The 13,191-nt window shown below is 75.1% G+C and carries 12 protein-coding genes; 2 read left to right on the forward strand and 10 right to left on the reverse strand.

Going from position 1 to position 13,191, the window contains the following annotated elements; all coding sequences use genetic code 11:
* Positions 1–149: 149 nt before the first annotated feature.
* Both AH6_RS22200 and AH6_RS22205 read left to right on the forward strand, forming a co-directional pair.
* Positions 150–2,621, forward strand: a complete 2,472-nt coding sequence (locus AH6_RS22200) for an AAA family ATPase (protein WP_083983345.1) — start codon at positions 150–152, stop codon at positions 2,619–2,621.
* Between the two features lie 30 nt (positions 2,622–2,651).
* Positions 2,652–3,716 carry a winged helix DNA-binding domain-containing protein gene (locus tag AH6_RS22205; RefSeq protein ID WP_067482910.1) on the forward strand — a complete coding sequence of 355 codons (1,065 nt, stop codon included), beginning with the start codon at positions 2,652–2,654 and terminating at the stop codon, positions 3,714–3,716.
* Between the two features lie 87 nt (positions 3,717–3,803).
* On the opposite strand, the gene AH6_RS43940 is transcribed toward AH6_RS22205, so the two are convergent.
* From AH6_RS43940 to AH6_RS22250, 10 genes are all read right to left on the reverse strand, one after another.
* Positions 3,804–3,977, reverse strand: a complete 174-nt coding sequence (locus tag AH6_RS43940) for a hypothetical protein (protein ID WP_157431629.1) — start codon at positions 3,975–3,977, stop codon at positions 3,804–3,806.
* 65 nt (positions 3,978–4,042) lie between these two features.
* Positions 4,043–4,888, reverse strand: a complete 846-nt coding sequence (locus AH6_RS22210; RefSeq protein WP_067482915.1) for a 5-oxoprolinase subunit C family protein — start codon at positions 4,886–4,888, stop codon at positions 4,043–4,045.
* A complete protein-coding gene (gene pxpB, locus AH6_RS22215) occupies positions 4,885–5,499 on the reverse strand; it encodes a 5-oxoprolinase subunit PxpB (protein WP_067482917.1) in 615 nt (204 codons plus the stop codon). Before pxpB ends, AH6_RS22210 begins: the two co-directional genes overlap by 4 nt.
* Complete coding sequence (locus tag AH6_RS22220) at positions 5,496–6,248, reverse strand: LamB/YcsF family protein (RefSeq protein ID WP_067482919.1); 753 nt, start codon at positions 6,246–6,248, stop codon at positions 5,496–5,498. Before AH6_RS22220 ends, pxpB begins: the two co-directional genes overlap by 4 nt.
* Before the next feature lie 14 nt (positions 6,249–6,262).
* Positions 6,263–7,075, reverse strand: coding sequence for a putative hydro-lyase (locus AH6_RS22225; RefSeq protein ID WP_067482921.1), 813 nt, complete (start codon positions 7,073–7,075; stop codon positions 6,263–6,265).
* A gap of 75 nt (positions 7,076–7,150) precedes the next feature.
* A complete protein-coding gene (locus tag AH6_RS22230; RefSeq protein ID WP_067482925.1) occupies positions 7,151–7,519 on the reverse strand; it encodes a UCP033725 family protein in 369 nt (122 codons plus the stop codon).
* Entirely contained in the window at positions 7,516–9,096 is a 1,581-nt protein-coding gene (locus tag AH6_RS22235) for an SseB family protein (protein WP_067482928.1), read from the reverse strand. Before AH6_RS22235 ends, AH6_RS22230 begins: the two co-directional genes overlap by 4 nt.
* Positions 9,097–9,181: 85 nt before the next feature.
* Positions 9,182–10,957, reverse strand: a complete 1,776-nt coding sequence (locus AH6_RS46715) for a TY-Chap domain-containing protein (protein WP_281180274.1) — start codon at positions 10,955–10,957, stop codon at positions 9,182–9,184.
* Between the two features lie 100 nt (positions 10,958–11,057).
* The gene (locus AH6_RS22245; protein WP_083983335.1) at positions 11,058–12,671 is read right to left on the reverse strand and encodes a hypothetical protein; all 1,614 of its coding nucleotides are present in this window, start codon (positions 12,669–12,671) and stop codon (positions 11,058–11,060) included.
* A gap of 137 nt (positions 12,672–12,808) precedes the next feature.
* Positions 12,809–13,120, reverse strand: coding sequence for a hypothetical protein (locus tag AH6_RS22250; protein ID WP_157431630.1), 312 nt, complete (start codon positions 13,118–13,120; stop codon positions 12,809–12,811).
* Between the last annotated feature and the right edge of the window lie 71 nt (positions 13,121–13,191).

A 13,191-nucleotide genomic window follows, 5' to 3' on the forward strand; every position in this document is an offset into this window, starting at 1 on the left:
GGGGGTCGCGGCAGGGCCGAACATCCGCGTTCGGGCAGGACAAATGTACTTTCCGGGGATTTTGGAAACATTCTTACCGACTTGTACGAGTCAACGAACCCGGCCCGGGGAGTCCCGTTCACGCGGGTCCTGCGCTTTACTCGGCAGTGATGGCATTGTTCGGCGGCTCCCGCTCCCGCCCGGCGGTGGCGACCGCGGCGCGGGATCTGTTCGAGCGCCTGCGGGTGCGGTACTTCCAGATCGTGCCGGGGCTGCGGTTCCTGGGCGGGCTGGTGCTGGTGGCCGCCGTGCTGGCGGTGGTGGTCGCGCTGGACGGGCCGGTCCCGGCGGCCGCGGCCTTCACCCTGGTCCTGCTGGTCGTGGCCCACCTGACGTTGCGGTCCCCGGCCGGGATGGCGGTCGTCACGATGATCGTGTGCTGGCTGGCGGCGGCGGTGCCGCTCGGCCGCCTGTACCCGCACGAGGGCGCGGGGCCGTGGCATCTGAGCGAGGCGCTGCTGCTGGCGGTTCTCGCGCTGCCGGTGGCGTCCGTGGCACTGCGGTTGCGCGGCTACGCGCCCTGGCGCACGGTGCTGCTCGCGCTGACGGCGGCGGCCGCGGCGGCGGTGGTGACCGCGCAGACGCTGCCCGCCGCCAACGTCGCGACCGCGTGGGCGGCGGCGCTGGCGGTGCTGGCCTACCGGTGGGTGCAGTCGCGGCGCTCGGTGACGGCCCAGGCGTACGAGACCGGGTGGGTCCAGGAGCAGGCGAGCCCGAAGGGGGACGGCATGACGGTGCCCGGCAGGCCCGAGGGCCGCGACCGGCGCGAGGGCGATCCGGCCGCCGCCCCGTCCGTGGTCCAGGCCGTCCCGGAGCAGCGCGCCGCGGGCGAGGCCGCCGAAGCCGAGGCCGAGGGCACGCCGCGGATCTCGGTGGCCGAGGCGCTGGCCGAGCTGGAGTCGATGATCGGCCTGGAGCCGGTCAAGCGGCAGGTCCGCTCGATCGCCGCCTCCATCGAGGCCGCGCACCTGCGGGCCGCCGCCGGGGTGCCGACCGAGAAGCCGATGCGCCACTTCGTGTTCGTCGGCCCGTCGGGCACCGGCAAGACCACCGTGGCCCGCGTCCTCGCCCAGATCTTCTACGCGTTCGGGCTGCTGCCCACGCCGGGCGTGGTGGAGGCGCACCGCGCCGACCTGGTCGGCGAGTTCCTCGGCGCGACCGCGATCAAGACCAACCGGCTCGTCGACTCCGCGCTCGGCGGGGTGTTGTTCGTCGACGAGGCGTACGGGCTGAACAACGCGGGCGAGGGCCAGCCCGACCGGTTCGGCAACGAGGCCGTGCAGACCCTGCTGAAGCGCGCCGAGGACGACCGCGACAACCTGGTCATCATCCTGGCCGGGTACGAGGCGCAGACGGACGAGCTGCTGGACTCCAACCCGGGCCTCGCCTCCCGGTTCGGCACCCGGGTGCACTTCCCGTCCTACCGGCCCGACGAACTGCTGCGCATCGCCGAGTACCACGCCGGACGCCGCGACGACCGGCTGGACGAGGCGGCCCGCCGCCGCCTGGCCGACCGGTTCGCCGAGGTGGAGCGGCGCGGCATCGTGGACGAGCTGGGCAACGGCCGCTTCGTCCGCTCGCTGACCGAGGCCGCCGCGCGCGCCCGCGACGTGCGCGTCGTCGGCGCACCCGACCCGCCCACCGCCGACGACCTGGTCACCCTGCGCGCCGAGGACATCGACACCGCCTTCGCCGAGGTCACCGAGCGCTACCGGGGCTACGCCGAGACCCCCACGCTGGACGAGGCGCTGGGCGCGCTGGAGTCGATGATCGGCCTCGCGCCCGTCAAGCGGCAGGTCCGCGAGATCGCCGCGCAGCTCCAGGTGGCGCGGCTGCGCCAGGAGCAGGGCCTGTTGACGCGCCCGCCGACCCGGCACCTGGTGTTCACCGGCCCGCCCGGCACCGGCAAGACGACCGTGGCGCGGGTATTGGGCGGCGTCTTCGCCGCCTACGGCCTGCTCGCGCGCCCGCACGTCGTGGAGGCCCAGCGCGCCGACCTGGTGGGTGAGCACCTGGGCGCGACCGCGCTGAAGACCAACAAGGTGATCGACTCGGCGCTCGGCGGGGTGTTGTTCGTCGACGAGGCCTACGCGCTGACCAACCCCGGCTACTCGGGCGGCGACGCGTTCGGCGCGGAGGCGGTGCAGACCCTGCTCAAGCGCGCCGAGGACGACCGCGACCGCCTGGTGGTGGTGCTGGCGGGCTACCCCGCCGACATGGAGCGCTTCCTGTCCAGCAACCCGGGTCTGGCCTCCCGGTTCGACGTGCGGGTGGACTTCCCGTCCTACGGGCCCGACGAATTGCTCCAGATCGCGCAGATCATCGCGGCCGAGAGCGGCGACCGGTGGGAGGAACAGGCCCTGGACGACCTGGCGCTGGTGTTCCAGCACGTGGTGGGCCAGGGCCGCGTCGACGAGCTGGGCAACGGCCGGTTCGCGCGCTCCCTGTACGAGAAGGCGTGCGCCTGCCGCGCGCTGCGCGCCGCCGAACTGGGCCGCGCCGCCACGCCCGCCGACCTGACGACCCTGACCGCCGCCGACGTCCGCGACGCCTTCGCGGACCTGTCCCACCGCCTGGGCTGAACTGTCGGACGGTTGCGCTTGAATAGGCCCATGCCCTCGGTGACCTGGCCCCAAGTCCTCGCCTGGCGCACGCGCCGCCAGCACGTCGAGACCCCCGGCGACGCGCCCACCGCCGACGTGGTGCGCCGCCTCGCCGGAGTGCAGGCGCAGGTGGCGTCCGCCGCCGAGATGGCGGTTGCGGTGCGGCAGGAGAAGCCGCAGGGCGACGTGCCCGACGCCCTCTGGCGGGACGGGACGCTGGTCAAGACCTGGGCGGTGCGCGGCACGCTGCACCTGCTGCCGGCCGACGAGGCGGGCGCGTACATGCGGCTGTGCGCGCAGGCGCGCCACTGGGAGAAGCCGAGCTGGCAGAAGACCTTCGGCGCGACCCCCGCCGACCTGGAGGCGATCGCCGCCGCCGCGACGGCGGCGCTGGCGACGGGCGAGGCCCTGACCCGCGAGGAGCTGACCGGCGCGATCGTGGCGGAGACCGGCTCCACCCACCTGGCCGAGGTGCTGGGCTCGGGCTGGGGCACCCTGCTGAAGCCGCTGGCCTGGTGGGGCGTGCTGCGCTACGGGCCGTCGCAGGGCAGCAAGGTGACGTTCACGGCCCCCGACTACGACGTGCCCGACGTGGCGTCGGCGGCCCGCACGGTGATCCGCGCGTACCTGGGAGCGCACGGCCCGGCGACGCCGGAGATGTTCGACACCTGGCTGATGCGCAAGGCCAACCGCAAGAAGGACGTGAAGGAGTGGTTCGCGTCCCTCGCCGACGAGCTGACCCCGGTCTCGGTGGACGGCGTCGAGATGTACACGCTGACCGAGCACCTGGACGAACTGCTGGACACCACGCCGACAAGCTCGGTACGCCTGCTGGGGGCGTTCGACCAGTACGTCCTGGGCGCGGGCACAGGTGAGACCAACCTGCTCCCTGCGGACCGCCGCAAGGAAGTGAGCCGGACGGCAGGCTGGATCTCCCCGGTAGTGCTGCACGAGGGCCGCGTGGCGGGCGTCTGGGAACCCAAGGACGGCGACGTGTCGGTGACGCCGTTCGAGGAGATCCCACCCGCCCCGTTGGCCGCCGAGATCGACCGCCTACGCCCTCTGTTGGCCTGACCGGCCCGCCGCGCTGCCTCCCCGGGCCGAGGACGCCGGTTGCCCGCGCTCTTACGGAAGGCGGGCAACCGGCGGGTGGTGTTGCCGTCATTTCAGGCGGCGGGTGATCGGGCGGGGGAGGGGATCCCTGCGGGGTTGGGGGCGGGTGGGCCAGTGGGTGGGGCGCCAGTCCTTGCCGTCGCGGCTGTCGGCCGTCCACAGGCCCGTGAGGCCGAAGAATGCCAGCGTGCTGAGAAACGCCAGCACGAACAACACGTCCATGCGTTGACAGTGCGCTTGATCAGGGGAGGTTCATAGGGCCATACGGGATGTGTCGTCGTGGACCATCAGCGGAAGCGCACGTGTTGGCCGGGGCGTAGCTGGGCTGCTTGGGGGATCGACGCGGCGGTCAGCACAGCGATCACCGGGTAGCCGCCGGTGGCGGGGTGGTCGGCCAGGAACAGGATCGGCAGCCCGTTCGGCGGGACCTGGATCGCGCCCGTCACCATGCCCTCGCTGCCAAGTTCGCCCTCGCGCGCCCGTGGCAGTGGCGGTCCCTGGAGGCGGACGCCCACCCGGTTGCTCTCGCCGGACACCTCGTACGGCCCGGACGTCAGCTTCCCCAGGGCCTCGGCCGCGAACCAGTCGTCGCGTGGGCCCGGCACGATCCGCAGCGTTGGTACCTCGGGCAGCGGCGCGACCGGCGCGACGTCCACCAAGAGGTCGGCGAGGCCGGTGACCGGGCCGATAGGCAGGCGGTCACCGGGTGACAGCGGTGCCGGGCCGAGGCCCGACAGCAAGTCGGTGGAGCGGCTGCCCAGCACCGGTTCGACGGCCACGCCACCGCGCACGGCCACGTAGCTGCGCAGGCCGCTCGACGGCGCGCCCAGCTCCACCAGGCCGCCCGCCGGGACGTGGCAGGGCGCGTTCGGACCGTGCGGGCGGCCGCCGATCCGCACTGTGAGAGGCGCGCCCGTCACCGCGATCCATGCGGCCTGATCGAAGCGGAACGCGGCCCCGCCGAACGTCACCTCGATGGCCGCGCGCTCCTCGGGGTTGCCGACCAGCCGGTTCGCCAGCCGGAACGCGCGCACGTCGGCGGCCCCCGACCCCGGCACCCCCAGATGCGCGAGCCCCGGGCGGCCCAGGTCCTGCACGGTCGCCAGCGGGCCGGGTCGCACCACCTCGATCACGGGGCGGCCACCGTGAACCGCACCCGCGCCCCGGGCCGCAGCGGCGACGGCGGGTCGCGCGTCACGTCCCACATCGTCGCCGACGTGCGGCCCAGCAGCCGCCACCCGCCCGGCGACCGCGACGGGTACACCGCCGCGTACGGCCCCGCGATCGCCACCGCCCCGGCGGGCACCGCCGTGCGCGGCGACTCCCGGCGCGGCACGTGCAGCGCCTCGTCCAGCCCCGTCAGGTACCCGAACCCGGGGGAGAAGCCCAGGTAGGCGACGGTGTACTCGGCCGCCGAGTGCCGCCTGACCACCTCCTCGGGCGTCAACCCCGCGATCTCGGCGACCTCGGCCAGGTCCGCGCCGTCGTAGACGACGGGGATCTCGACCGGGTCCGCGGCGGCGGCGGTCGCGTCCGGCAGCGGCAGTTCCGGCAGGCGGGTAGCCAGCCGTCCCAGGTCGCACACGGCCGGGTCGGCGGTCACCAGCACGGTGTGCTCGCCCGGCACGACGTCGACGATCCCCGCCAGGCCCGCCGCGCGGATCGCCGCGTCCAGCCGGTGCGCGGTGGCCAGGTCGCCGGTCTCCACCAGCAGCCCCGCCTCCCCGGCGCGGTGCACCTTCATGCGAACGGCTCCGCTTCGACCCCGGCCTCCGCCAGCGCGGCGCGCACCGAACGCGCCAGCTCCACCGCGCCCGGGGTGTCGCCGTGCACGCAGATCGACCGTGCGTCGAGGGCGACCTCGGTGCCGTCGGCCGCCGTCACGGTCTTGTCCACCGCCATCCGCACGGCGCGGCGCGCCACCGCTTCCGGGTCGTGCAGCACCGCGCCCGGCTCCCGCCGCGACACCAGCGTTCCGGTTGAGGTGTAGGCGCGGTCGGCGTAGCACTCGGCGATGATCGTCAGGCCGTCCGCGACCTCGTACACCGCCGAGCCCGGCAACGTCAGCACCGGCAGCGTCGCGTCGTAGGCGCGCACCGCCGCCACGACCGCGCGGGCCTGCACCGCGTCGCGCACGATCCGGTTGTACAGCGCGCCGTGCGGCTTGACGTAGGCGACGCGGCCGCCCTCGGCGCGGGCGACGCCGTCCAGCGCCGCGATCTGGTACAGCACCTCGGCGGTCAGCTCCTCGGGCGCCACGTCCATCTCCCGGCGGCCGAAACCGGCCAGGTCCCGGTAGGACACCTGCGCGCCGATCGTGACGCCGCGCCCCACCGCCGCCGCGCACACCCGCCGCAACGTCAGCGGGTCCCCGGCGTGGAAACCGCACGCCACGTTCGCGCTGGTGACCACCTCCAGCAGCGCCGCGTCGTCGCCCAGCCGCCACACGCCGAAGCCCTCACCGAGGTCGGCGTTGATGTCGATGACCGCCATGGCACCAACAACTATCAGGGCAGCGGCGGCACCGCGTCGGCGCGGTCGGTGATGAACATCCGGCCGGGCGCGTGCGTGATCGCGAAGTCCGGGCGCGCCGCCAGCGCCACCGCCTGCGCCGTGAGGCCGCACGCCCAGAAGACCGGCACGTCGCCGGGCGCGAACTCCACCGGGTCGCCGAAGTCGGGACGGTCGAGGTCGGCGATCCCCAGCTCGGCCGGATCGCCGATGTGCACCGGCGGCCCGTGCGTGGCGGGGTACCGGGCGCTGACCTGGATCGCGGTCTCCACCATCTCCGGGGGCATCGGCCGCATCGACACCACCAGCGGCCCCGCCAGCCGTCCCGCCGGGACGCACTCCCGGTTGGTGTAGTACATCGACACGTTGCGGCCCTGCCCGATGTGCCGCACCGGCACCCCGGCCGCCGCGAGCGCCGCCTCGAAGCTGAAGCTGCACCCGATCAGGAAGGAGACCAGGTCCTCGCGCCAGTATTCGGTCGCGTCCGGCACCTCCGCGATCAGCTCGCCGTGCTCGTGCAGGTGGTAGGCGGGCAGGTCGGTGCGCAGATCGGCGGACGCGGCGACCTCGCGCGGGTGCGGGTCGCCGGGCTCGGTGGCCTCCAGCAGCGGGCACGCCTGGGGGTTGCGCTGCGCGAACAGCAGCACGTCGAACGCCAGCTCGTTCGGCACCGCCAGCAGGTTGGCCTGCGCATAGCCCCGGCACCAGCCGCCGGTCGTCTGGGCCAGCGCGCCCGTCCGGAACAGCGCGCGGGCCTGGGTCGGGGTCAGGACGGGCGGCTGGTCGAAGGACTCCTCGGGCAGGCTCATGCGTTCCCCGCTCGTTCGGCAGGCCGGTGGGACGCGCCGGTTATGCCCGCCCGGGGACGTTTTCCACGCGTCCGCCTAGACGATCTCCTCGTGCACGTCCTCGACCTCGCCGCGCGGCGCCCACGCCTGGTACACGCCCCGGTCGAACGGCTCCAGCCCGAGCCGCTCGGCGACCGGCGCCTTCCCGCCGGTGTACTCCACCCGCAACCAGGTCTCGTGCTCGCCCAGCACCACGAACGGCTGCCCGCGCCAGGTGCAGTAGGTGCTGATGTAGGCCAGGCGCTCGATCTCGCCGATCGGCACCACGCGCACGTACCGGTCCTTGACGGCCTCGGCGAACCCGTCGGCGGGGCCCGGCCGGTACAGCCGGACCTGCGCGCCGTCCGGGCTCGCCTCGTAGTCGGCCCCCTGCCAGCGCGCGTAGAACCCGTGCCGGATGCTCATCCCCGTCCCTCCGCCCGCGGCAGCCGGATGCGCCACCGTCGCAGGTCGGCGTCGTACTCGGCGACCAGCGACACCGCGCCGGCCCGGTCCACCCGGTACAGGCCCGACCCGTGTGGCAGCCGCTGGCTGTTGATCTTGAATTCGGGGATCGACGGCCCCTCGCCGGGCGCGTAGCCCGATCCCGGGAACGGCGCCTTCTCGATGACCCAGCCGCCCGGGATGATCTCCATGCTCCACTCGTCGATGCCGCCCAGCGGCGTCCGGAACAGCGCGGGCTTCAACGCCGGCCACCGGATCACGTGCAGCGCCTCGTCGGCGGGGCTGAACGGCGAGCCCTCGTAGACCAGCCCCAGCACGCGGACCAGCTGCTCGGGGGTGGTCAGCTCGGCGACGTCCTGGGCCCGGTGCACGTACCCGGCGACGCGGTCGTACCCGCCGTCCAGGTAGTGCGGCACGTGCTCGGGCCGCACGACCTTCTGCATGACCACGGCGTCGATCGCCGAGGGCTTCTGGGTGGCGCTGGGGGCGACCGCGTCGGGCCGCCGCTGCGCGGGCGCGGGAGCCTTGGGCGCGGCCTGCGGGGTCCGGGCGGCGGGACGGCGCTGCGCGGGCCGCTGCACGGTGCGGCGCGGGGGCCGCGCGACGGCCGGGCGCTCCGGCGACGCCACCGCGCCGGCGGGCTCGGGCTTGCTCTCGGGCTCGGGCGCGGCCGGACGGGCGTGGGCCCCGACGCTGCCGTTGGCGGGCGTCTGGTCCGCCAGGTACCCGAGCAGGAGGTCGGAGTCCAGGTAGGCCCCGCTGGGAAGGCCCGGATTGACGGCGAGCCGCCATTCGGCGTTGGGCCACGTGCGCGCGAGGTCCAGCAGGGACGCGGGGCGGTGGTGGACCGCCTGGCCGCGCAGGGACTGCTCCATGGCCTCGGGCGAGGTGAAGGCCAGCACGAACGTGCCGTCGCCGAACATCGCGGTGGCGTAGGCGGGCGTGCCGTCGGCCCCGGGCGCGCCGGGGGAGGGCAGGCACAGGGTGGTGCGGGCGAGGAGCTGGAGGTATTCGCGCTGGTCACCGCGTTCGCGGGCGGCGGTGAGGGAGGCTTCCAGGTCCGCGCCGGAGGCGGCGTGCTGCTCGGCCTCGGGGATGGCGACGGGGATGCCCAGGGCGGGCAGGGCGAGGCCGCCGCCGCTGGTGCGCCCGGCCTGGTAGACCAGCTCCAGCGGCGAGCCGGTGCCGTAGACGTCGCGGAACGCGCCCGCCATGCGGGCCGCGAGCCGTCCGCACGCCTCGGTCTGCGCGTCCGAGGCGCGGTCGGCGCTGACGGGCATGGAGATGCGGTCCCACCAGTTGTGCCGCTGCTCCTCGTCCGGCTCGTGCCAGCCCAGCGCGGCCAGCCGCCGCTGCTGGCGGCCGTTGAGGGGCCGGGGGAGGAACTCGCTGCCGACGGCCTCGGCGTCCAGGAAGCCGGGGGAGCGCATCGCCTGCACGTACGGCAGGCCGCCGGCTCCCTGCACGATGAGGAACGACCGGACCGGGAGCCGCATCAGCTCGACGGCCAGCCGTTCGGCGAAGTCGTTCCAGTCCAATGGGGCCCCAACCCTCGCGTGCGTGGCGGTTCTGATTAACCAGACGGTAGCGCCCCGGCGGGACTCGTCGTGCCCGGCCCGGCGCTCAGTCGGCGCGCGGGGCGGGCGCGGCGTCGGCGCGCACGGACGTCCAGGAACCGTCGATCGCGTCGTACACGGCGACGGGGGTCTCCGCGCCGTCGTCCCAGTGCCACAGCCGGGCGCCGTGCGGGGGCCGGACGGCCGGGACCGCATCGGGCTCGGGAACGGTGTCCGGGCTCACCGGAGCGGCCAGCGGCAGGGCGGGCACGGCCTCGCGCGCGTCCGCCCGCTCGAAGGAGGGCCGCCCGGCGGGCGGTTCGCCGAAGAACTCCGAGTGCCCGGCGGCGGCCACGGGCGGCGCCACGATCTGCTCGGGCGCTTCGACGGGGCGGGGCGCCGCGGCGGGGATGTCGCCGTAGGGGAGGGACGGGGGGAACGGTGGCACGCTCGGCTCGGACGGCCCGGGGGTGGGGGCGACCGGCGTCTCGGCGGCACCGGGGGGCACGTCGCCGTAGGGCGGGGGCGCGGACGGCCCCGTTGGCTCGGGCGGCGGCGCAGCAGCGGGCTCCCCGGCCTGGAAGGGCGGTACGGGCGGCAGCGGTCCCGCAGGCTCAGGCAGTGGCGGGGCAGTGGGCTCCGTGGCCTGGAAGGGCGGTACGGGCGGCAGGAACTCCGCGGCCGGTACGGGTGACGTGGGCTCTACGGGCGGCACCGGGGGTGCGGGCTCCGCAGCGGGCATGGGCGGCGTGGGTTCCGCCGACGGCGGGGGCGGCGTGGGCTCCGCCGTCTGCACCGGCGGCAAAGGCAGGTCGGGCAGGGGCGGCGGGCCGGAGGAGGTGTCGTGGCCGTTCATCGAGGCCGCCGACGGCGTGTCGAACGGCGCGAACGTCGTCGTCACCGTCGGGTCGCCCGCGTGGTGGCCGTTCGGCGACGGCGGCGCGCCCGCCGCCAGCGCCCGCAGCCCCGACTCGCGCTGCTGCGCCTCCAGCCGCGTCACGGCCGCCAGGTCCAGGTGCACCTCGCTCGCCAGGCCGGGGTTGACCGCCAGCTGCCAGGACGGGTCCGGCCACGACGAGCGCAGCCGCGCGAACGTCGTGGGCACCGACGGGCCGGGCCGCGAGCGCATCAGGGCCTGCGGGGAGGTGAAGACCGTGATGTAGGTGCCCGAGCCGATCGTGGTCGTGGGCAGCGCCGCGTCGGCCACCGCCGGCAGCACCAGGTCGGCGGTCAGCAGCAGCTCGAAGTAGGTGGTGTGGTCGCCGCGCTGCTTGGCGTCGGCCAGCCGCGGCTCCAGGTCGTCGGGGAGGGCGGGGACGGCGGGGGCCGCGGGCAGCGGGGCCTCGGCGGGGACGGGCCCGTCCGGCGCGAGCGGGGGCGTGGGGCGGCTGCGGGTGACGCGGGAGGCGTCGGCGATCTCCAGGCCGAAGTCGAGCAGCTCGATCAGGCCCGTGCCGTGCCGGTGGAACGACTCGTACACCAGGTCGGCGGGCCGCCGCACGCCCTGCACGTCGCGCAGCGCGGTCACCATCACCTCGGCCAGGCGGCCGTGCTCGGCGCCGGAGGCGAGGTCGGGCAGCTCGGTCCACCAGTTGCGCGGCGCGGGGTCGGCGGGCGGGCGCCAGCCGGCCTCGCTCATGACCTCCTCGTCGGCGAGGGTGAGCAGCAGCGGGCCGTCGAGGAAGTTGTTGCTGACCGCCTCGGCGTACAGCCGGTCGGGCTCGCGCATCGCCTGGACGTAGTGCCGGCTCTCGTCGCGCTCGCGCACGATGAGGATGGTGTCCCGTTCGAGACCCGCCAGCTCGCGCCCCAGCCGACGGGCGAACTCGGACCACTCCAACAAGATCACTCCCTATGTCCGGGGCGGCCCCCGGACCCCCGCGCGCACCCATGCCCGAGATCCCGATGATTGTCGCCCCGGACGCCTTCTGGCAAACCGGGCGTCACTGTGGTGGCGGTTCGTGACGCAGCACACGCAGCGCCGCGCGCAGCTCGTGCGGATCGTCGCCCGCGCGGTCCAGGACGGCGATCAGCTTGTGCAGGATGTCGTGCCGCTCGTAGCCCACGTCCAGCAGCGCCTGGGCGGTCTCCCACAGCTGCGGCGGGTCGCCGTCCCAGAGCCGCGCGGCCAGCCGCTCGTGGGCGTCCAGGTGCGCCGGGTCGGCGCCGGGGTGCTCGAACTCCAGCATGACGCGCCGGTCGGCGGGGTCGGCCGGGTCCAGCGCGGACAGGTCGATCGAGCCGTGCCGCCCCGACACCCGGTGGGTGCCCGACAGGAACGGCAGCGCGAACGCGCGGCGCGGCAGGGCCTCCAGCTCGCCGTCGGGCAGCAGCCGGTCGACCAGCTCGCGGTCCAGGCCGAACGCCGCCGGGTCGCGGTAGGCGCCCGCGAACTTGCCGGTGGCGTCCCACACCGCGTCCAGCGTGGCGCGCACGCCCTCCTCGGGCAGCCCGGTGCGCTTGCCCGCCCAGCGCACCCACGCGGCCAGCACGTGCGGGACGGCCTCCTGCTCGGTCGGCGACAGCAGCACCTTGCGCGGCAGCCAGTCCAGCAGGAACATCTCCGCCTTGATCGGGCTGACCCGCAGCGGGCGGCCGAAGTCGTGCGCGCACCCGTAGTCGATGATCCGGTCCACGCAGCGGATGGCGGCCGACCGGTCCGACAGCCCCTCGGCCTCGTCGGAGGCCAGGAAGCGCGTGGCGATCATGGCACGCCGCTCGCGGCCGTACAGCACGGGCTGCGGGACGCGCCCGCCCGGCGGCAGCGCCCGCACCCGCGACCGCACGAACGCGTGGTAGGAGCCGAAGTTCTCGTTGACCGGCGGGTCGTCGGTGGCGTTGGTGTGCTCCAGCGCGCGCTGGAGCATCGCGCGGGTGTCGCGCGGGTCGAGCTGCTCGAACCGCATCAGCGGGTTGTCGGCTCCGTCGCGGCGGCAGTGGTCGAGCAGCTTGTCCACCCGCGAGGAGACCCACGCGTCGCGGACCATCCCGCAGGCGGGGGGACGGGCGGAGCGCCCCGGGCCGGGCGCCGGGACCGTCCCGGCCTTGGTGCGGTCGACCAGCACCACCAGGGCGTGCCGGTCGGCGCCGCCGTAGGTGTAGGTGCACACGACCGAGTCCTGGTCGCCGTAGACGTCGCGGGAGACGTAGCACTCCCCGGCGGTGACCATGCCGACCCGGCCGGCCCAGCCGGGCCGCGCGACGCCGCGCTCCATCAGCTCCAGCGCGGCCTCCTCGGCGCGCACCGCCTGCCGCCGGGTGCCCAGACCGGCCATTCCGGTCAGCAGCGCCAGCGCGGCCGGGGTGCCGGCCCGCGCGGCGTGGTCGATCAGCGACTCGCCGATGACCTCCTCCACGTCGCCGCCCGCCACGCGGTGCCCCCACCAGGAGCCCAGGATCTCGCTGACGATCAGTTCGGCGTCCAGCGGGCTGCGCACCGCCAGCAGCTCGCGGGCGTGCCGCAACATCCCGTCGAAGATCGCGGTGACCTCGCCGGACGCGGGCGGCCGACCCCCCGCCGGATCGCCGGAGGGGCGGCGGCTGCTGCGGGAACTCACGCCCTATAGCTTCGCAGATCCGGCGGGGCGCGTTGTCCAGGACGCGGGCGGCGGCCGAAAGGGGACGCGCCGGAATCCGTCGCGCGCCGTTCCGGACCGGACCGATTTCGGGGGATGCGTTCCGGAAAGCACCGGATTCAGCCGTCCACCGCGCCCGCCCCACCCCCGGCCGCCCGGGACGGCCGGGCCGCCGGGGCGCCGATCCGGCCCGAGGGCGGCTCGGACTTGACCATCCCCACCAGATGCTCGCGGGCCATGCGTTCGACCAGCGCGGGGGTGGGATCGAGGCCGAGATGGGTCGCGCACGCCTGCACGTCGGCGACGCAGCGCTCGACGGTGTCGGCGGAGAAGATCACGAACTCGGCGGTGAGGCGGCGCGCCAGTACGGCGCGCGTCTCGTGGAAAGCGTCGGGACGGTTGCCTTGGCGGTGGCTGGCGAGTGCGGGCATGGTGCACACCTTCCGCGTTCGAAAGGTTCCGGCGGACGGGGGTGAACCGCCGGCTCGGGGAGAGGACGACG

Origin of the sequence: Actinomadura hibisca NBRC 15177 (assembly GCF_001552635.1) — a bacterium.
GTDB lineage: Bacteria > Actinomycetota > Actinomycetes > Streptosporangiales > Streptosporangiaceae > Spirillospora > Spirillospora hibisca.